The sequence below is a fragment of the Pseudomonas sp. EA_105y_Pfl2_R69 genome (genome assembly GCF_963970915.1).
Classification (GTDB): domain Bacteria; phylum Pseudomonadota; class Gammaproteobacteria; order Pseudomonadales; family Pseudomonadaceae; genus Aquipseudomonas.
Genome location: NZ_CAXAOO010000003.1, coordinates 16,467 through 34,876, shown reverse-complemented (window position 1 = coordinate 34,876; position 18,410 = coordinate 16,467). Strand labels below are relative to the sequence as shown.

The 18,410-nt window shown below is 55.7% G+C and carries 32 protein-coding genes; all 32 read right to left on the bottom strand.

Going from position 1 to position 18,410, the window contains the following annotated elements; all coding sequences use genetic code 11:
- Positions 1–115: 115 nt before the first annotated feature.
- Positions 116–502 (bottom strand): 50S ribosomal protein L17, encoded by a 387-nt coding sequence (rplQ, locus tag AACY13_RS09495; protein WP_069519894.1) that lies wholly within the window; start codon positions 500–502, stop codon positions 116–118.
- A 42-nt stretch (positions 503–544) separates the two neighbouring features.
- The gene (locus tag AACY13_RS09490; protein ID WP_269380818.1) at positions 545–1,546 is read right to left on the bottom strand and encodes a DNA-directed RNA polymerase subunit alpha; all 1,002 of its coding nucleotides are present in this window, start codon (positions 1,544–1,546) and stop codon (positions 545–547) included.
- A 22-nt stretch (positions 1,547–1,568) separates the two neighbouring features.
- Positions 1,569–2,189: a 30S ribosomal protein S4 gene (gene rpsD, locus AACY13_RS09485; RefSeq protein ID WP_136665574.1), complete on the bottom strand. Its 621-nt coding sequence runs from the start codon at positions 2,187–2,189 to the stop codon at positions 1,569–1,571.
- A 17-nt stretch (positions 2,190–2,206) separates the two neighbouring features.
- Positions 2,207–2,596: a 30S ribosomal protein S11 gene (gene rpsK / locus AACY13_RS09480; RefSeq protein WP_013789773.1), complete on the bottom strand. Its 390-nt coding sequence runs from the start codon at positions 2,594–2,596 to the stop codon at positions 2,207–2,209.
- A 30-nt stretch (positions 2,597–2,626) separates the two neighbouring features.
- Positions 2,627–2,983 (bottom strand): 30S ribosomal protein S13, encoded by a 357-nt coding sequence (rpsM, locus tag AACY13_RS09475; RefSeq protein ID WP_325508401.1) that lies wholly within the window; start codon positions 2,981–2,983, stop codon positions 2,627–2,629.
- A 131-nt stretch (positions 2,984–3,114) separates the two neighbouring features.
- Positions 3,115–3,231: a 50S ribosomal protein L36 gene (rpmJ, locus tag AACY13_RS09470; RefSeq protein WP_002555468.1), complete on the bottom strand. Its 117-nt coding sequence runs from the start codon at positions 3,229–3,231 to the stop codon at positions 3,115–3,117.
- 26 nt (positions 3,232–3,257) lie between these two features.
- Entirely contained in the window at positions 3,258–4,586 is a 1,329-nt protein-coding gene (secY, locus tag AACY13_RS09465; protein WP_325508404.1) for a preprotein translocase subunit SecY, read from the bottom strand.
- Positions 4,587–5,021 (bottom strand): 50S ribosomal protein L15, encoded by a 435-nt coding sequence (gene rplO, locus AACY13_RS09460; RefSeq protein ID WP_090243121.1) that lies wholly within the window; start codon positions 5,019–5,021, stop codon positions 4,587–4,589.
- Between the two features lie 3 nt (positions 5,022–5,024).
- Positions 5,025–5,204: a 50S ribosomal protein L30 gene (rpmD, locus tag AACY13_RS09455; RefSeq protein ID WP_079204534.1), complete on the bottom strand. Its 180-nt coding sequence runs from the start codon at positions 5,202–5,204 to the stop codon at positions 5,025–5,027.
- A gap of 2 nt (positions 5,205–5,206) precedes the next feature.
- Entirely contained in the window at positions 5,207–5,707 is a 501-nt protein-coding gene (gene rpsE / locus AACY13_RS09450; protein WP_305623294.1) for a 30S ribosomal protein S5, read from the bottom strand.
- A 3-nt stretch (positions 5,708–5,710) separates the two neighbouring features.
- Positions 5,711–6,061: a 50S ribosomal protein L18 gene (rplR, locus tag AACY13_RS09445; RefSeq protein WP_003293038.1), complete on the bottom strand. Its 351-nt coding sequence runs from the start codon at positions 6,059–6,061 to the stop codon at positions 5,711–5,713.
- A 10-nt stretch (positions 6,062–6,071) separates the two neighbouring features.
- Positions 6,072–6,605, bottom strand: a complete 534-nt coding sequence (gene rplF, locus AACY13_RS09440; protein WP_339461012.1) for a 50S ribosomal protein L6 — start codon at positions 6,603–6,605, stop codon at positions 6,072–6,074.
- A 13-nt stretch (positions 6,606–6,618) separates the two neighbouring features.
- A complete protein-coding gene (gene rpsH / locus AACY13_RS09435; protein ID WP_069519903.1) occupies positions 6,619–7,011 on the bottom strand; it encodes a 30S ribosomal protein S8 in 393 nt (130 codons plus the stop codon).
- A 180-nt stretch (positions 7,012–7,191) separates the two neighbouring features.
- A complete protein-coding gene (gene rpsN / locus AACY13_RS09430; RefSeq protein WP_339461011.1) occupies positions 7,192–7,497 on the bottom strand; it encodes a 30S ribosomal protein S14 in 306 nt (101 codons plus the stop codon).
- Positions 7,498–7,510: 13 nt separating this feature from the next.
- Entirely contained in the window at positions 7,511–8,050 is a 540-nt protein-coding gene (gene rplE, locus AACY13_RS09425) for a 50S ribosomal protein L5 (protein ID WP_339461009.1), read from the bottom strand.
- A 20-nt stretch (positions 8,051–8,070) separates the two neighbouring features.
- Complete coding sequence (gene rplX, locus AACY13_RS09420) at positions 8,071–8,385, bottom strand: 50S ribosomal protein L24 (RefSeq protein WP_008374158.1); 315 nt, start codon at positions 8,383–8,385, stop codon at positions 8,071–8,073.
- A gap of 11 nt (positions 8,386–8,396) precedes the next feature.
- Positions 8,397–8,765, bottom strand: coding sequence for a 50S ribosomal protein L14 (gene rplN, locus AACY13_RS09415; RefSeq protein WP_003281831.1), 369 nt, complete (start codon positions 8,763–8,765; stop codon positions 8,397–8,399).
- A 22-nt stretch (positions 8,766–8,787) separates the two neighbouring features.
- The gene (gene rpsQ / locus AACY13_RS09410; RefSeq protein ID WP_025167719.1) at positions 8,788–9,054 is read right to left on the bottom strand and encodes a 30S ribosomal protein S17; all 267 of its coding nucleotides are present in this window, start codon (positions 9,052–9,054) and stop codon (positions 8,788–8,790) included.
- A gap of 2 nt (positions 9,055–9,056) precedes the next feature.
- Positions 9,057–9,248, bottom strand: a complete 192-nt coding sequence (gene rpmC, locus AACY13_RS09405) for a 50S ribosomal protein L29 (protein ID WP_002555481.1) — start codon at positions 9,246–9,248, stop codon at positions 9,057–9,059.
- A complete protein-coding gene (gene rplP / locus AACY13_RS09400) occupies positions 9,248–9,661 on the bottom strand; it encodes a 50S ribosomal protein L16 (RefSeq protein WP_042552939.1) in 414 nt (137 codons plus the stop codon). The genes rpmC and rplP overlap by 1 nt, the downstream gene beginning before the upstream one ends.
- Positions 9,662–9,673: 12 nt before the next feature.
- Positions 9,674–10,360, bottom strand: a complete 687-nt coding sequence (gene rpsC / locus AACY13_RS09395; protein ID WP_305624932.1) for a 30S ribosomal protein S3 — start codon at positions 10,358–10,360, stop codon at positions 9,674–9,676.
- 13 nt (positions 10,361–10,373) lie between these two features.
- Positions 10,374–10,706 (bottom strand): 50S ribosomal protein L22, encoded by a 333-nt coding sequence (gene rplV / locus AACY13_RS09390; protein ID WP_003210077.1) that lies wholly within the window; start codon positions 10,704–10,706, stop codon positions 10,374–10,376.
- Positions 10,707–10,717: 11 nt separating this feature from the next.
- Positions 10,718–10,993 carry a 30S ribosomal protein S19 gene (gene rpsS, locus AACY13_RS09385; protein WP_010486981.1) on the bottom strand — a complete coding sequence of 92 codons (276 nt, stop codon included), beginning with the start codon at positions 10,991–10,993 and terminating at the stop codon, positions 10,718–10,720.
- 16 nt (positions 10,994–11,009) lie between these two features.
- Positions 11,010–11,834, bottom strand: a complete 825-nt coding sequence (gene rplB / locus AACY13_RS09380; protein WP_325508427.1) for a 50S ribosomal protein L2 — start codon at positions 11,832–11,834, stop codon at positions 11,010–11,012.
- A 14-nt stretch (positions 11,835–11,848) separates the two neighbouring features.
- Entirely contained in the window at positions 11,849–12,148 is a 300-nt protein-coding gene (rplW, locus tag AACY13_RS09375) for a 50S ribosomal protein L23 (protein ID WP_339461001.1), read from the bottom strand.
- Positions 12,145–12,747, bottom strand: a complete 603-nt coding sequence (rplD, locus tag AACY13_RS09370; protein ID WP_172149917.1) for a 50S ribosomal protein L4 — start codon at positions 12,745–12,747, stop codon at positions 12,145–12,147. Before rplD ends, rplW begins: the two co-directional genes overlap by 4 nt.
- A gap of 12 nt (positions 12,748–12,759) precedes the next feature.
- On the bottom strand, positions 12,760–13,395 hold the full coding sequence (rplC, locus tag AACY13_RS09365; protein WP_090505796.1) for a 50S ribosomal protein L3: 636 nt from the start codon (positions 13,393–13,395) through the stop codon (positions 12,760–12,762).
- An 84-nt stretch (positions 13,396–13,479) separates the two neighbouring features.
- Positions 13,480–13,791: a 30S ribosomal protein S10 gene (gene rpsJ / locus AACY13_RS09360; protein ID WP_013789756.1), complete on the bottom strand. Its 312-nt coding sequence runs from the start codon at positions 13,789–13,791 to the stop codon at positions 13,480–13,482.
- 141 nt (positions 13,792–13,932) lie between these two features.
- Positions 13,933–15,126, bottom strand: coding sequence for an elongation factor Tu (gene tuf, locus AACY13_RS09355; RefSeq protein WP_160089368.1), 1,194 nt, complete (start codon positions 15,124–15,126; stop codon positions 13,933–13,935).
- A 30-nt stretch (positions 15,127–15,156) separates the two neighbouring features.
- The gene (gene fusA / locus AACY13_RS09350; protein ID WP_339460993.1) at positions 15,157–17,262 is read right to left on the bottom strand and encodes an elongation factor G; all 2,106 of its coding nucleotides are present in this window, start codon (positions 17,260–17,262) and stop codon (positions 15,157–15,159) included.
- Positions 17,263–17,292: 30 nt separating this feature from the next.
- A complete protein-coding gene (gene rpsG / locus AACY13_RS09345) occupies positions 17,293–17,763 on the bottom strand; it encodes a 30S ribosomal protein S7 (protein WP_010490886.1) in 471 nt (156 codons plus the stop codon).
- 133 nt (positions 17,764–17,896) lie between these two features.
- Complete coding sequence (gene rpsL / locus AACY13_RS09340) at positions 17,897–18,268, bottom strand: 30S ribosomal protein S12 (protein ID WP_003463319.1); 372 nt, start codon at positions 18,266–18,268, stop codon at positions 17,897–17,899.
- Positions 18,269–18,410 lie beyond the last annotated feature (142 nt).

Sequence of the window (18,410 nt, the reverse complement as noted above, 5' to 3'; positions counted from 1 at the left end):
CGAACCTTACCCGAGCCAGCCAATGCACACAATATCAAACACGACGTGCGGAATATTATTCACTGTAAAAACAAAAAAACCGGGCCAAGGCCCGGTTTTTTCTACAACCTACTACTTACTCAGCGTCTACAGCTGCACCAGCGACCGGACGGTCAACCAGCTCAACATAAGCCATCGGAGCATTGTCGCCAGTGCGGAAGCCGCACTTGAGGATGCGCAGGTAACCGCCCTGACGGGTGGCGTAGCGCTTGCCCAGATCGTTGAACAGCTTACCGACGATGGCTTTCGAGCGAGTACGATCGAAGGCCAGACGACGATTGGCAACGCTGTCTTCTTTAGCCAGAGTAATCAGCGGCTCAGCAACGCGACGCAGCTCTTTGGCTTTCGGCAGAGTAGTTTTGATCAGCTCATGCTCGAACAGCGATACCGCCATGTTCTGGAACATGGCCTTACGGTGTGCGCTGGTGCGGCTGAGGTGACGGCCACTTTTACGATGACGCATGGTTCAATTCCTTACCAAACTGACGTTCGGTGATGATGACGATCAGGCAGTCGCCTTATCGTCTTTCTTCAGACTTGCCGGCGGCCAGTTGTCGAGGCGCATACCGAGGGACAGACCGCGAGAAGCCAGAACATCCTTGATTTCAGTCAGGGATTTCTTGCCCAGGTTCGGCGTTTTCAACAGTTCTACTTCGGTGCGCTGAATCAGATCGCCGATGTAGTAAATGTTCTCTGCCTTGAGGCAGTTGGCCGAACGAACGGTCAGTTCCAGGTCATCAACCGGACGCAACAGGATCGGATCAATCTCGTCTTCCTGCTCGATTACCACAGGCTCACTGTCACCTTTGAGGTCGACGAACGCAGCCAACTGCTGTTGCAGAATGGTTGCGGCACGACGGATAGCCTCTTCCGGATCCAGAGTACCGTTGGTTTCCAGGTCAATAACCAGCTTGTCCAGGTTGGTACGCTGCTCAACACGAGCGTTTTCCACCACGTACGACACACGGCGTACCGGGCTGAACGAAGCATCCAGCTGCAAGCGACCAATGCTGCGGCTTTCATCTTCATCGCTCTGACGAGCGTCAGCCGGCTCATAGCCGCGACCACGAGCTACGGTGAGCTTCATGTTCAGCGCGCCAGTGGAAGCCAGGTTGGCGATTACGTGGTCGCCATTGACGATTTCGACATCGTGATCCAGCTGAATATCGGCAGCGGTTACTACACCCGAGCCCTTCTTCGCCAGAGTCAGCGTCACTTCGTCACGACCATGCAGCTTGACAGCCAGACCTTTCAGGTTGAGCAGGATTTCAATGACGTCTTCCTGAACACCTTCGATGGCACTGTACTCATGGAGTACGCCATCAATCTCGGCCTCGACTACTGCACAGCCAGGCATGGAGGACAACAGAATGCGGCGCAGCGCGTTGCCCAGGGTATGGCCGAAACCACGCTCGAGCGGCTCGAGGGTGATCTTGGCGCGGGTAGAACTGACCACCTGCACATCAATGTGACGGGGGGTCAGGAACTCATTTACCGAAATCTGCATGGATGCACCTATTTTCTAGCCCTTACTTGGAGTAGAGCTCGACAATCAGGCTTTCGTTGATGTCAGCGGAGAGATCACTGCGAGCCGGGACGCTTTTGAACACGCCAGACTTCTTCTCAGTGTCTACTTCTACCCATTCAACGCGGCCACGCTGGGCACACAGCTCGAGAGCTTGAACAATGCGCAGCTGATTCTTCGCCTTCTCGCGAATTGCAACGACGTCGCCAGCTTTAACCTGGTAAGACGGAACGTTTACAGTGTTGCCGTTTACGCTGATCGACTTGTGCGATACCAGCTGACGGGATTCAGCGCGAGTTGAGCCGAAGCCCATGCGATAAACCACGTTATCCAGACGGCATTCGAGCAGTTGCAGCAGGTTCTCACCAGTAGCGCCTTTCTTGCCGGCCGCTGCTTTGTAATAACCGCTGAATTGACGCTCAAGCACACCGTAGATACGACGAACTTTTTGTTTCTCACGCAGCTGGGTGCCGTAGTCGGACTGACGACCACGGCGCTGACCGTGAATACCTGGGGCTGCTTCGATGTTGCACTTCGATTCCAGAGCGCGTACACCGCTTTTCAGGAAAAGATCTGTGCCTTCACGACGAGACAGTTTGCATTTGGGACCAATGTAACGAGCCATTTCTCACTGTCTCCTGATTACACGCGACGCTTCTTCGAAGGACGGCACCCGTTATGCGGGATGGGCGTCACATCGGTGATGCTGGCGATCTTATAGCCGCAACCGTTCAAAGCACGGACAGCGGACTCACGACCCGGACCGGGACCCTTGACGTTGACGTCGAGGTTCTTCAGGCCGTATTCCAGCGCAGCTTGACCAGCACGTTCTGCAGCCACCTGGGCAGCGAACGGGGTGCTTTTACGCGAGCCGCGGAAGCCCGAACCACCGGAGGTAGCCCAGGACAGGGCGTTGCCCTGACGGTCAGTAATGGTCACGATTGTGTTGTTGAAAGAAGCGTGGATGTGGGCGATGCCATCAACCACCGTCTTTTTGACTTTCTTACGAGTACGAGCAGCAGGTTTTGCCATGACTAGATTCCTGTCGATGCGCGAATGCGATTACTTGCGGATCGGCTTACGCGGGCCCTTACGGGTACGCGCGTTGGTCTTGGTACGCTGACCGCGAACCGGCAGACCACGACGATGACGCAGGCCGCGGTAGCAACCCAGGTCCATCAAGCGCTTGATTTTCATGTTCACTTCACGACGCAGGTCGCCTTCGGTATTCACCTTGGCTACTTCGCCACGCAGCTGCTCGATCTGCTCGTCAGAGAGATCTTTGATCTTTGCAGCCGGATTCACGCCGGCAGCAGCACAGACTTTCTGTGCAGTAGTGCGACCGACACCAAAGATGTAGGTCAGCGAGATAACAGTGTGCTTGTTATCCGGAATGTTAACGCCTGCAATACGGGCCATTCAGTGGAACTCCAATTGACAGCTACCTACGCCCCGGAAGCCAAGAAATAGGGCGCGAGATATTAACGCTGTAGAAACAAATAATCAACCCGGCAGCGCACTAGCTGCCGGGCTTATCACTTCACTCACACTCAGCCTTGGCGCTGCTTGTGACGTGGCTCCGCGCTGCAGATCACGCGAACAACACCTTCGCGACGGATAATCTTGCAGTTGCGGCACAGCTTTTTCACCGATGCACGAACTTTCATCACCAACTCCTCGAACCTTATGGACTTCAGCGCAGCATGCCGCTGCCGTAGCCCTTCAGGTTGGCTTTCTTCATCAGGGATTCGTACTGGTGCGAAACGAGGTGCGATTGTACTTGCGACATAAAGTCCATCACAACCACTACCACGATCAGCAACGAGGTCCCGCCAAGATAGAACGGTACGTTGGCAGCCACCACCAGGAACTGGGGCAACAGGCACACGGCCGTCATGTACAGAGCACCGAACATGGTCAAGCGGGTCAACACGCCATCGATATAGCGCGCCGATTGCTCACCCGGACGGATACCCGGAATAAAGGCACCGGACTTCTTCAGGTTTTCCGCTACGTCTTTCGGGTTGAACATCAGGGCTGTGTAGAAGAAGCAGAAGAAAATGATCCCCGCACTAAACAGCAAGATGTTCAACGGCTGACCTGGAGCGATAGCCTGCGAAATATCCTGCAGCCAGCCCAGACCTTCGGACTGACCAAACCAGGCACCCAGCGAGGCCGGGAACAACAGAAGGCTACTGGCGAAAATAGCCGGGATAACCCCTGCCATGTTCACCTTCAGCGGCAAGTGACTGGTCTGCGCAGCAAACACCTTGCGGCCCTGCTGACGCTTGGCATAGTGCACCGCAATGCGGCGCTGACCACGCTCAATGAACACCACGAAACCGATGATCGCTACTGCCAACAAACCGATGGCGATCAAGGCGAAGATATTGATATCGCCCTGCCGAGCAGACTCGAAAGACTGCCCGATCGCCGACGGCAGACCGGCCACGATGCCTGCAAAGATCAGCATCGAAATACCGTTGCCGACACCACGCTCGGTGATTTGCTCGCCCAGCCACATCATAAACATCGCACCCGCCACGAAGGTGGTGACTGCTACGAAGTGGAAGCCGAAATCAGCCGAAAACGCGACGCCCTGACTGGCCAGACCAACGGACATGCCGATGGCTTGGACAAATGCCAGGACGAGGGTGCCGTAGCGGGTGTATTGGCTGATCTTGCGACGACCAGCCTCACCTTCCTTCTTCAACTGCTCCAGCTGCGGGCTGACAGCGGTCATGAGCTGCATGATGATCGACGCCGAAATGTACGGCATGATCCCCAATGCAAAGATGCTCATGCGCTCCAGCGCGCCGCCGGAAAACATGTTGAACAAGCTAAGAATGGTCCCCTCATTCTGTCGAAACAGGTCCGCCAACCGGTCCGGGTTGATACCTGGCACCGGGATGTGTGCGCCTATCCGATAGACGATAATCGCCATGAACAGAAAGCGCAGACGAGCCCAGAGCTCGGATAACCCGCCATTGCTGAGCGCTGAGAGAGCACCTTGCTTAGCCATTTATTCCTCGAACTTACCGCCAGCTGCTTCGATAGCCGCGCGCGCACCTTTGGTGACGGCGATACCTTTAAGGGTGACTGCCTGAGTAACTTCACCGGACAGCATGACTTTCACACGCTGTACGTTTTGGTTGATCAGGTTGGCATCCTTCAGCGACTGCAGAGTAACAATGCCGCCTTCGATCTTGTTCAGCTCGGAGGTACGCACTTGCGCGCGGTCCATAGCTTTCAAGGAAACGAAGCCGAACTTGGGAAGACGACGGTGCAGAGGCTGCTGGCCGCCTTCGAAACCCGGAGCAATGGTGCCACCGGAGCGGGAGGTCTGACCTTTGTGGCCGCGGCCACCAGTCTTACCCAAACCGCTACCGATACCACGGCCCGGACGGTGCTTCTCGCGACGGGAACCCGGCGCAGGACTCAGATCGTTCAGGTACATGAATTAACCCTCGACTCGCAGCATGTAGTAAGCCTTGTTGATCATCCCGCGATTCTCGGGAGTATCCAGGACTTCTACGGTGTGACCGATGCGACGCAGCCCCAGACCCTTAACGCAGAGTTTATGGTTGGGGATACGGCCGGTCATGCTCTTGATCAGCGTGACTTTTACGGTATTAGCCATGATTAGAGAATCTCCTCGACGCTCTTGCCACGCTTGGCCGCAACAGAACCTGGCGACTGCATAGCTTTCAAACCCTTGAAGGTGGCGTGTACCACGTTCACCGGATTGGTCGAGCCGTAGCACTTGGCCAGAACGTTCTGCACGCCCGCCACTTCCAGGACCGCACGCATGGCACCGCCAGCGATGATACCGGTACCTTCGGAAGCCGGCTGCATGTACACCTTGGAGGCACCATGGGCAGACTTCATCGCGTACTGCAGAGTGGTGCCGTTCAGGTCCACCTGGATCATGTTGCGACGAGCAGCTTCCATAGCCTTCTGGATAGCGGCCGGCACTTCACGGGACTTGCCACGGCCGAAACCGACGCGACCCTTACCATCACCTACCACGGTCAACGCGGTGAAAGTGAAGATACGGCCACCCTTAACGGTCTTGGCAACGCGGTTAACCTGTACCAGCTTCTCGATATAGCCTTCGTCGCGCTTTTGGTCGTTATTTGCCATAACTTAGAACTCCAGCCCGCCTTCACGAGCAGCATCAGCCAGCGCCTTGACGCGGCCGTGGTACTTGAAGCCAGAACGGTCGAATGCAACCTGAGTCACACCAGCGGCTTTCGCACGCTCGGCAACCAGCTCGCCAACTTTCTTGGCCGCGTCGACGTTGCCAGTGGCGCCGTCACGCAGTGCTTTGTCCAAGGTCGAGGCGCTGGCCAGAACCTTGCTGCCGTCGGCCGAAATGACCTGGGCATAGATGTGCTGCGAAGAGCGATACACGCAGAGACGCACGGCTTCGAGCTCGTGCATTTTCAGGCGTGCCTTGCGAGCGCGACGCAGTCGAGTAACTTTTTTGTCGGTCATTTGCTATGCCCTACTTCTTCTTGGCTTCTTTACGGCGGACGACTTCGTCTGCGTAACGAACACCTTTGCCCTTATAAGGTTCAGGACGACGGAAGTCACGAATCTCCGCAGCGACCTGACCAACCAGTTGCTTGTCGACACCCTTGATCAGGATCTCGGTCTGGTTCGGGGTTTCAGCAACCACACCGTCCGGCAACTCATAGTCGATCGGATGGGAGAAGCCGAGAGCGAGGTTCAGCACCTGACCTTTGGCTTGCGCCTTGTAACCTACGCCGACCAGCTGCAGCTTGCGCTCGAAGCCAGTGCTAACGCCGATTACCATGTTGTTGACCAGTGCACGAGTAGTGCCGGCCATGGCGCGAGTCTGCTGATCGCCATTGCGAGCAGCGAAACGCAGCTCACCAGCTTCCTGCAGGACTTCAACGGACGAGTGAACATTCAGTTCGAGAGTGCCCTTGGCACCCTTTACCGACAGCTGCTGACCAGTGAGCTTGACCTCAACACCAGCGGGCAGCGTAACGGGGTTCTTAGCAACGCGAGACATGCTTATTCCCCCCTTAGAACACTGTGCAAAGCACTTCGCCGCCGACACCGGCAGCGCGCGCAGCGCGGTCCGTCATCACACCCTTGTTGGTGGAGACGATGGAAACCCCGAGACCGCCACGAACTTTCGGCAGATCATCAACGGATTTGTATTGGCGAAGGCCTGGACGGCTTACGCGCTTCACTTCTTCGATGACTGGACGGCCTTCGAAGTATTTCAGCTCGATGGACAGCTGCGGCTTAACTTCACCGCTGATCTGATAACCCGCAATATAACCTTCGTCTTTCAAAACTTTGGCTACAGCCACCTTCAACGTGGAAGACGGCATGCTTACGACGGACTTTTCAGCCATCTGGGCATTACGGATACGAGTTAGCATGTCCGCTAACGGGTCCTGCATACTCATGGGCTAGACGCTCCTGATACAAAAAGAATTAGCCTTGCGGCTACAGTCGCTGAGAATTCTGGAAAATTGAACCCAGGCTCAGGCGAGCCGAGCATTCTAGAGACTGATCAAAAATGAATCAAGCCCCAAAGGGGCCTGACTCACAGATAAGACAAAGCCGGCACTAGGCCGGCTTCGTTTTTACCAGCTGGCTTTCACCAGACCTGGTACATCACCACGCATTGCAGCTTCACGCAGCTTGATACGCGACAGACCGAACTTGCGATAAACGCCGTGCGGACGACCGGTAATCCGGCAGCGGTTACGCAGGCGCGAGGCGCTGGCGTCACGCGGCTGCTTCTGCAGTGCGATCTGAGCTTCCCAGCGCGCTTCCGGACTGGCGTTCAGATCGGCGATGGTAGCTTTCAGCTCGGCACGCTTCTTAGCGTACTTGGCTACCGTCTGCTGACGCTTCAGCTCGCGGTTTTTCATGCTCATTTTGGCCATGATCCAACTCCAGTCAGTTGCGGAACGGGAATTTGAAAGCACGCAGCAAGGCGCGACCTTCATCATCCGAACGGGCAGTGGTGGTCAGGGTAATGTCCAGACCACGCAGGGCATCGATTTTGTCGTAGTCGATTTCCGGGAAGATGATCTGCTCTTTCACGCCCATGCTGTAGTTGCCACGACCATCGAAGGACTTGGCATTCAGGCCGCGGAAGTCGCGAACCCGAGGCAGGGAGATGGACAGCAGACGATCGAGGAACTCGTACATACGCTCGCGGCGCAGGGTTACCTTGACGCCAATCGGCCAACCTTCACGAACCTTGAAGCCTGCAATCGACTTACGGGCATGAGTCACAACGACTTTCTGACCGGTGATCTTTTCCAGGTCGGCAACAGCGTGCTCGATGATTTTCTTGTCACCGATTGCTTCGCCCAGGCCCATGTTCAGGGTGATCTTGGTGATGCGCGGAACTTCCATCACGTTCGCGAGCTTAAGTTCTTCCTTAAGCTTCGGCGCGATTTCTTTCCGGTAAATCTCTTTTAGTCGTGCCATGGTCTTCTACCTAGCAGTGTTCAAGCATCAACCGCTTTTTGGGTCGACTTGAAGACACGAATTTTCTTACCTTCTTCTACTTTGAAACCAACGCGATCAGCCTTGTTGGTTTCGCCATTGAAGATGGCCACGTTAGAAGCGTGCAATGGCGCTTCTTTCTCGACGATACCGCCCTGAACGCCCGACATCGGGTTCGGCTTGGTATGGCGCTTCACCAGGTTGATCCCACCAACGACCAGACGGTCGTCAGCGAGAACCTTGAGCACCTTGCCACGCTTACCTTTGTCTTTGCCGGCGATCACGATGATCTCGTCGTCACGACGAATCTTTTGCATGTCGGATCTCCTTACAGCACTTCAGGGGCGAGCGAGACGATCTTCATGAACTTCTCAGTACGAAGCTCACGAGTCACTGGCCCAAAAATACGGGTGCCGATCGGCTCTTGCTTGTTGTTCAACAGAACAGCAGCGTTGCCGTCAAAGCGAATGATCGAGCCATCAGGGCGACGAACGCCGTGACGAGTGCGGACTACGACAGCAGTCATCACTTGGCCTTTCTTCACTTTACCGCGCGGAATTGCTTCCTTGACGGTGACTTTGATGATGTCGCCGATGCCAGCGTAGCGGCGATGCGAACCACCCAGCACCTTGATGCACATAACGCGACGAGCACCGCTGTTGTCAGCGACGTCGAGCATGGATTGAGTCTGAATCATATATTTCTCCGACCCCTAGTCCTTAGACTTCCACTGCGCGTTCGAGAACTTCAACCAGTGCCCAGGACTTGGTCTTGGCAACGGGACGGGTTTCACGGATGGAAACCTTGTCACCGATGTGGCACTGATTGCTTTCGTCGTGCGCGTGCAGCTTGGTCGAACGCTTGACATATTTGCCGTAGATCGGGTGCTTAACGCGACGCTCGATCAATACGGTGATGGTCTTGTCCATCTTGTCGCTGACGACACGGCCGGTCAGCGTACGGACTGTTTTTTCGGCTTCAGCCATGATCACTTACCTGCCTGCTGGTTGAGCACAGTTTTCACACGAGCGATGTCGCGCTTAACTTGCGAGAGCAGGTGAGACTGCCCCAACTGGCCAGTTGCTTTCTGCATACGCAGATTGAACTGGTCGCGCAGCAGGCCGAGCAGTTGCTCGTTCAGCTGCTGTGCTGATTTTTCACGAAGTTCATTCGCTTTCATCACATCACCGTCCGCTTAACAAAAGTGGTGGCGAGTGGCAGCTTTGCAGCCGCCAGGGCGAAAGCCTCACGCGCCAACTCTTCGGAAACGCCTTCGATCTCGTACAGGACCTTGCCTGGCTGGATCTGGGCTACCCAATACTCAACGCTACCCTTCCCTTTACCCATCCGCACTTCGAGAGGCTTCTTGGTAACCGGCTTGTCCGGGAAAACGCGAATCCAGATTTTCCCGCCACGCTTAACGTGACGAGTCAGAGCACGACGAGCGGACTCGATCTGACGGGCGGTGAGACGACCGCGGGCAACAGACTTCAGGGCGAACTCGCCGAAGCTGACTTTGCTACCGCGCTGAGCCAGGCCACGGTTGTGGCCGGTCATCTGCTTACGGAACTTCGTACGCTTTGGTTGCAACATTTGGCGTACCCCTTACTTAGCAGCTTTTTTACGAGGCGCGGGTGCTTGCGGTTTCAGCTCTTCGTGGCGACCACCAATTACTTCGCCTTTGAAGATCCAAACCTTGACACCGATCACACCATAAGTGGTGTGCGCTTCGTACGTGGCATAGTCGATATCGGCACGCAGGGTGTGCAACGGCACACGACCTTCGCGATACCATTCGGTACGGGCAATTTCAGCACCGCCGAGACGACCGCTCACTTGGATTTTGATGCCCTTGGCACCAATACGCATGGCGTTCTGTACAGCGCGCTTCATGGCGCGACGGAACATCACGCGACGCTCCAGCTGCTGAGCTACGCTCTGCGCAACCAGCATACCGTCGAGTTCCGGCTTGCGGATCTCTTCGATATTGATGTGCACAGGCACACCCATTTGCTTGGTCAGGTCCTGACGCAGCTTCTCAACATCTTCACCTTTCTTACCGATAACGATACCGGGACGAGCAGTGTGGATGGTGATGCGTGCGGTTTGAGCCGGGCGAGCAATGTCGATCCGGCTTACGGACGCGCTTTTTAATTTGTCTTGGAGATACTCGCGCACCTTCAGATCAGCGAACAAATAGTCCGCATAAGTCCGACCGCTGGCGTACCAGACGGAGGTGTGCTCCTTGACGATTCCCAGGCGAATGCCAATGGGATGTACTTTCTGACCCATCTGATCGACTCCGTTACTTGTCCGCAACCTTGACAGTGATATGGCAAGACCGCTTGACGATGCGATCAGCGCGGCCTTTGGCACGCGGCATGATGCGCTTCAGCGAACGCCCTTCGTTGACGAAAACGGTGCTGACCTTGAGGTCATCAACATCTGCGCCTTCGTTGTGCTCGGCGTTGGCTACAGCCGACTCCAGCACTTTCTTGATGATCTCGGCGGCTTTCTTACTGCTGAAAGCCAGCAGGTTGAGCGCTTCGCCCACCTTCTTCCCGCGGATCTGGTCGGCGACCAAGCGGGCTTTCTGGGCGGAGATTCGAGCGCCCGACAACTTAGCGGCTACTTCCATTTCCCTACCCCTTAACGCTTGGCTTTCTTGTCAGCCACGTGCCCACGATAGGTACGAGTGCCGGCAAATTCGCCCAGTTTGTGGCCGACCATGTCTTCGTTCACCAGAACTGGGACATGTTGACGACCGTTGTGTACAGCGATGGTCAGACCGACCATTTGTGGCAGGATCATCGAACGGCGCGACCAGGTTTTCACCGGCTTGCGATCGTTCTTTTCCACCGCCACTTCGATCTTCTTCAGTAGGTGAAGATCGATAAAAGGACCTTTTTTCAGAGAACGTGGCACTGTCGTATCCCTCTATTTACTTGCGACGACGGACGATCATGTTATCGGTGCGCTTGTTACCACGAGTCTTCGCGCCCTTAGTCGGGAAGCCCCATGGAGACACCGGATGACGACCACCAGAGGTACGACCTTCACCACCACCGTGTGGGTGGTCAACCGGGTTCATGGCAACACCACGAACGGTTGGGCGAACGCCACGCCAGCGCTTGGCACCAGCTTTACCCAGCGAACGCAGGCTGTGCTCGGAGTTCGAGACTTCGCCCAGGGTCGCACGGCATTCGGCCAGTACTTTACGCATTTCACCGGAACGCAGACGCAGGGTCACGTAGACGCCTTCACGCGCAATCAGCTGAGCCGAAGCACCAGCGGAACGAGCGATCTGAGCACCTTTGCCCGGCTTCAGTTCGATACCGTGAACAGTGCTACCAACTGGGATGTTGCGCAGTTGCAGACTGTTGCCCGGCTTGATCGGAGCCATGATGCCAGCTACCAGCTGATCGCCAGCACTCACGCCCTTAGGGGCGATGATGTAGCGACGCTCGCCGTCTGCATACATCAGCAGAGCGATGTGTGCGGTACGGTTCGGATCGTATTCGATACGCTCGACAGTGGCTGGAATGCCATCTTTGTCGTTGCGACGGAAGTCGACCAGACGGTAATGCTGCTTGTGGCCACCACCGATATGACGGGTAGTGATCCGACCATTGTTGTTACGACCGCCTGTCTTCGACTTCTTCTCGAGCAGCGGAGCGTAAGGAGCGCCTTTGTGCAGCTCCTTGTTGACCACCTTGACCACAAAACGGCGGCCAGCGGAAGTCGGTTTGCATTTAACGATTGCCATGATGCACCCCTTCCTTACTCAGCACTGCTGGCGAAATCGAGATCTTGACCCGGCTGAAGGGAGATGATCGCCTTCTTCCAGTCGTTACGCTTGCCCAGACCGCGAGCGGTGCGCTTGCTCTTACCGAGAACATTCACGGTATTAACAGCTGCAACATTCACGTTGAACAGGCTTTCGACGGCCTTCTTGATTTCCAGCTTGGTTGCATCGATTGCAACCTTGAAAACGAACTGACCTTTCTTGTCAGCCAGAACCGTAGCCTTCTCGGAGACGTGCGGGCCAAGCAGCACTTTAAATACGCGTTCCTGGTTCATCCCAGCAGCTCCTCGAATTTCTTCACGGCAGAAACGGTGACCAGCACCTTTTCGTACGCGATCAGACTGACCGGATCGGAACCCTGCACGTCACGAACATCGACATGCGGCAGGTTGCGAGCAGCCAGGTACAGATTTTCATCGATAGCATCGGACACGATCAGTACATCGGTCAGGCCCATGCCATTCAGCTTGTTCAGCAGGTCTTTGGTCTTCGGCGCTTCCACGCTGAAATCTTCAACCACGACCAGACGATCAGTACGTACCAGCTCGGCAAGAATCGAACGCAATGCAGCGCGATACATCTTCTTGTTCAGCTTCTGGTCGTGATTCTGCGGACGAGCCGCGAAAGTCACACCACCGCCACGCCAGATCGGACCACGAGTGGTACCGGCACGAGCACGGCCAGTACCCTTCTGACGCCAAGGGCGCTTACCGCCACCGGATACGTCGGAACGAGTCTTCTGCTGCTTGCTGCCCTGACGGCCGCCGGCCATGTAGGCCACAACTGCTTGGTGAACCAGGGTCTCGTTGTAATCGCCACCGAAGGTCGCTTCGGACACTTCGATCGCTTGAGCGCCATTTACATTTAATTGCATGTCAGCTTCCCCTTAACCGCGAGCCTTGGCTGCCGGACGAACAACCAGGTTGCCGCCAGTAGCGCCAGGAACGGCACCCTTGACCAACAGCAGGTTGCGTTCAGCATCGACGCGCACTACTTCCAGGGACTGCACAGTCACGCGCTCAGCACCCATGTGACCGGACATTTTCTTGCCCTTGAAGACGCGACCCGGAGTCTGGCACTGGCCAATGGAACCCGGAACACGGTGGGACACGGAGTTACCGTGAGTGTTGTCTTGGCCGCGGAAGTTCCAACGCTTGATGGTACCGGCAAAGCCTTTACCCTTGGACTGACCGGTGACATCCACCAGTTGACCAGCTTGGAAAATTTCAGCGTTGATCAGATCGCCAGCCTGGTACTCGCCTTCTTCAAGACGAAATTCCATGACGGTACGACCTGCCGCGACATTCGCCTTAGCGAAGTGACCGGCCTGAGCCTTGCTGACACGGGAAGCACGACGCTCACCGACAGTGACCTGCACTGCGCGATAGCCATCGGACTCTTCAGTTTTGAACTGGGTGACGCGATTCGGCTCGATCTCAATGACCGTGACCGGAATGGAGACACCTTCTTCGGTGAAAATGCGGGTCATACCGCACTTACGACCGACTACACCAATAGTCATGTTGTAACCTCATGAGTGTACGGGGCTTTCACCCGCTATGGCCGCCCATTTCAGAGCGTTACACGACTAAGACCTAAGGCGGTCTTAGCCGAGGCTGATCTGCACTTCCACGCCAGCCGCAAGATCGAGCTTCATCAGCGCATCAACGGTTTTATCCGTTGGCTGGACGATGTCCAGAACACGCTTATGAGTACGGATCTCGTACTGATCACGCGCGTCTTTGTTGACGTGCGGGGAAGTCAGTACAGTGAACCGCTCTTTGCGGGTAGGCAGAGGAATCGGACCACGCACCTGAGCACCAGTACGTTTCGCGGTTTCCACGATTTCCTGGGTTGATTGATCGATCAGGCGATGGTCAAAAGCCTTCAACCGAATACGGATTTGTTGGTTTTGCATTTTGACCTCAGATTCCAAGCTGCTATTCCCAACGGACGCAGTACGCCCGTTAAAAGGAGGCGTGATTCTATAGACGCCCCTAGCAGGTGTCAACCCAATAAAAAAGCCCCCGCAAGCGGAGGCTTCTTCTTAAATCATCACTTACGCGATGATTTTGGCTACGACGCCAGCGCCGACGGTACGACCGCCTTCACGAATGGCGAAACGCAGACCTTCTTCCATTGCGATGGTTTTGATCAGAGTGACAGTCATCTGGATGTTGTCACCTGGCATTACCATCTCAACGCCTTCCGGCAGTTCGCAGTTACCGGTTACGTCGGTAGTACGGAAGTAGAACTGAGGGCGGTAGCCTTTGAAGAACGGAGTGTGGCGACCGCCTTCTTCTTTGCTCAGCACGTACACTTCTGCAGTGAAGGTAGTGTGCGGCTTGACCGAACCCGGCTTGACCAGAACCTGGCCACGCTCTACGTCGTCACGCTTGGTGCCGCGCAGCAGAACGCCGCAGTTCTCGCCAGCACGACCTTCGTCGAGCAGCTTGCGGAACATCTCAACACCGGTACAGGTGGTCTTGGTGGTATCACGCAGACCAACGATCTCGATTTCTTCCTGGATCTTGACGATACCGCGCTCGATACGGCCAGTTACCACGGTGCCACGACCAGAGATCGAGAATACGTCTTCGATCGGCATCAGGAACGGCTTGTCGATCGCACGAACCGGCTCAGGGATGTAGCTGTCCAGAGTCTCAACCAACTTCTTGACGGCAGTGGTGCCCATCTCGTTGTCGTCTTGACCATTCAGAGCCATCAGAGCGGAACCGATGATGATCGGAGTGTCGTCACCTGGGAAATCGTAAGTGCTGAGCAGGTCGCGCACTTCCATCTCAACCAGCTCCAGCAGCTCAGCGTCGTCAACCATGTCAGCCTTGTTCAGGAAGACAACGATGTACGGAACGCCTACCTGGCGGGACAGCAGGATGTGCTCACGAGTTTGCGGCATCGGACCATCAGCGGCCGAGCAAACCAGGATAGCGCCATCCATCTGCGCAGCACCGGTGATCATGTTTTTTACGTAGTCAGCGTGACCTGGGCAGTCAACGTGTGCGTAGTGACGCACGGACGAATCGTATTCAACGTGAGCGGTGTTGATGGTGATACCACGAGCTTTTTCTTCTGGGGCGCTGTCGATCTTGTCGAAGTCAACCTTGGCCGAACCGAATACTTCGGAGCAGACGCGGGTCAGAGCAGCGGTCAGAGTGGTTTTACCGTGGTCAACGTGACCGATAGTGCCAACGTTGACGTGCGGTTTGTTACGTTCAAATTTTTCTTTAGCCACGACAATTAACTCCTTGCCTAAAGGGCTGAATCAGCCTTGTTTTTTGGTTACAGATTCGACGATGTGCGACGGAGCTGTATTGTATTTTTTGAATTCCATAGAGTAGCTTGCGCGACCCTGAGACATGGAACGGACATCGGTCGCATAACCGAACATCTCACCCAGCGGAACTTCGGCGCGAATTACTTTACCGGAGATCGTGTCTTCCATACCCAAGATCATGCCGCGACGGCGGTTAAGGTCGCCCATCACGTCACCCATATAGTCTTCAGGGGTAACAACCTCTACCGCCATGATCGGCTCGAGCAACTCACCACCGCCCTTCTGGGCCAGTTGCTTGGTCGCCATGGAAGCAGCCACCTTGAACGCCATCTCGTTGGAGTCGACGTCGTGGTAGGAACCATCGAACACGGTAGCCTTCAGGCCGATCAGCGGATAGCCGGCAACAACGCCGTTCTTCATCTGCTCTTCGATACCCTTCTGGATAGCCGGGATGTATTCCTTAGGAACCACACCACCCACAACCTCGTTGACGAATTGCAGACCTTCCTGACCTTCGTCAGCAGGCGCAAAACGGATCCAGCAATGACCGAACTGGCCACGACCGCCGGACTGACGAACAAACTTGCCTTCGATTTCACAGTTCTTCGTGATGCGCTCACGATAGGAAACCTGAGGCTTACCAATGTTGGCTTCGACGTTGAACTCACGGCGCATGCGGTCGACCAGGATGTCCAGGTGCAACTCGCCCATGCCGGAGATGATGGTCTGGCCAGTCTCTTCATCGGTCTTGACGCGGAAAGACGGGTCTTCCTGAGCAAGCTTGCCCAGTGCGATACCCATTTTTTCCTGGTCGTCCTTGGTCTTGGGCTCTACGGCAACCGAAATAACCGGCTCCGGGAAGTCCATACGAACCAGGATGATTGGCTTGTCAGCGTTGCACAGGGTCTCACCGGTGGTGACATCCTTCATGCCGATCAGGGCCGCGATGTCACCAGCGCGTACTTCCTTGATCTCTTCGCGGGCGTTTGCGTGCATCTGCACCATACGACCCACGCGCTCTTTCTTGCCCTTAACCGAGTTGATCACGCCGTCACCGGAGTTCAACACGCCCGAGTAAACGCGGACGAAGGTCAGGGTACCCACGAATGGGTCGGTAGCGATCTTGAACGCCAGAGCCGAGAACGGCTCGCCGTCGTCTGCATGACGCTCCAGCTCGATAGTCTCGTCATCCGGGTCGGTACCCTTGATGGCTGGAATATCCACAGGAGCAGGCAGGTAGTCGATCACAGCATCGAGAACCAGGGGAACGCCCTTGTTCTTGAACGAAGAACCGCAAACAGCCAAGACGATCTCACCAGCAATAGTACGCTGACGCAGAGCAGCCTTGATTTCCACGTTGGTGAGTTCTTCACCCTCGAGGTATTTGTTCATCAGCTCTTCGCTGGCTTCGGCCGCAGCCTCAACCATATTGTTGCGCCACTCGTCAGCCATTTCCTGCAACTCAGCAGGGATCGGCTTACGAACAGGAACCATACCTTTATCAGCATCATTCCAGTACACAGCTTCCATGGCGAGCAGATCGATCTGGCCCTGGAAGTTATCTTCAGCACCGATAGCCAACTGGATCGGCACCGGAGTGTGACCCAGGCGCTGCTTGATCTGGGCAACTACACGCAGGAAGTCTGCACCGGCACGGTCCATCTTGTTGACGTAAACCAGACGCGGAACGCCGTACTTGTTGGCCTGACGCCATACGGTTTCCGACTGCGGCTCAACGCCCGAAGTGCCACAGAACACAACGACCGCGCCGTCGAGCACACGCAGCGAACGCTCAACTTCAATGGTGAAGTCAACGTGGCCGGGGGTATCGATGACGTTGAAGCGGTGCTCGTCTTTGTACTGCTTCTCGGAACCCTTCCAGAAGGCGGTAATGGCAGCAGAAGTAATGGTAATACCACGCTCCTGCTCCTGCACCATCCAGTCGGTGGTCGCGGCGCCGTCATGCACCTCGCCCATTTTGTGGCTTTTCCCGGTGTAGAAAAGCACACGCTCGGTGGTTGTGGTCTTACCCGCATCCACGTGAGCTACGATACCGATGTTACGGTAACGGTTAATCGGTGTAGTACGAGCCATAAAGCCCTCGCAAATTTAGAAGCGCGATGATTAGAAGCGGTAGTGCGAGAAAGCCTTGTTGGCCTCGGCCATACGGTGCACGTCTTCACGCTTCTTAACTGCAGCACCTTTGCCTTCAGCGGCATCCAGCAGCTCACCAGCCAAGCGCAGAGCCATGGACTTCTCGCCACGCTTACGGGCGAAATCTACCAGCCAGCGCATGGCAAGAGCGTTACGACGGGACGGGCGAACTTCGACCGGAACCTGGTAAGTAGCACCGCCTACACGGCGCGACTTCACTTCGACCAGCGGAGCGATGGCGTCGAGAGCTTTCTCGAAGATTTCCAGGGGATCGCTGTTCTTGCGCTCTTTAACCTTGTCCAGGGCACCATAAACGATACGCTCGGCAACGGCTTTCTTGCCGCTTTCCATTACGTGGTTCATGAACTTGGCCAGGATTTGGCTTCCGTATTTTGGATCGTCAAGCACTTCGCGCTTGGCTGCTACACGACGTCTTGGCATTTGATAAGCCCTCAAACGGTCTTCAGGTTAGCCCGGGACTGCATCATGAGATGGATGCCCGACCTTACTCTTATCGACTCAGATAAATTAAAAACTGCAATTCGGTGCAAGCACCTGGCACTTCAGACGTCTATTACTTAGGACGCTTGGTACCGTACTTCGAACGACCCTGCTTACGGTCTTTAACGCCGGAGGTATCCAGCGAGCCGCGCACGGTGTGGTAACGCACACCTGGCAAGTCTTTTACACGGCCGCCGCGAATCAGTACGACGCTGTGCTCTTGCAGGTTGTGGCCTTCACCGCCGATGTACGAGGAAACCTCGAAACCGTTGGTCAGACGCACACGGCATACTTTACGCAGTGCCGAGTTAGGTTTTTTCGGCGTAGTGGTATACACGCGAGTGCACACACCACGACGCTGCGGGCAGTTCTGCAGCGCAGGCACGTCGGATTTCTCGACGATACGCTTGCGCGGCTGACGTACCAGCTGGTTGATAGTTGCCATCTATAAGCTCCACTGTTGTCTTTCGACGCTATTACCCTACTAAGGAAAGCAAAATGGCAGAGCGCATGCCCTGCCAAATTTAGGGGTGCATGAGTCTAAAGAGACCCAGGCTCCCCGTCAAGGCAAAGCCCCGGCCGATTGC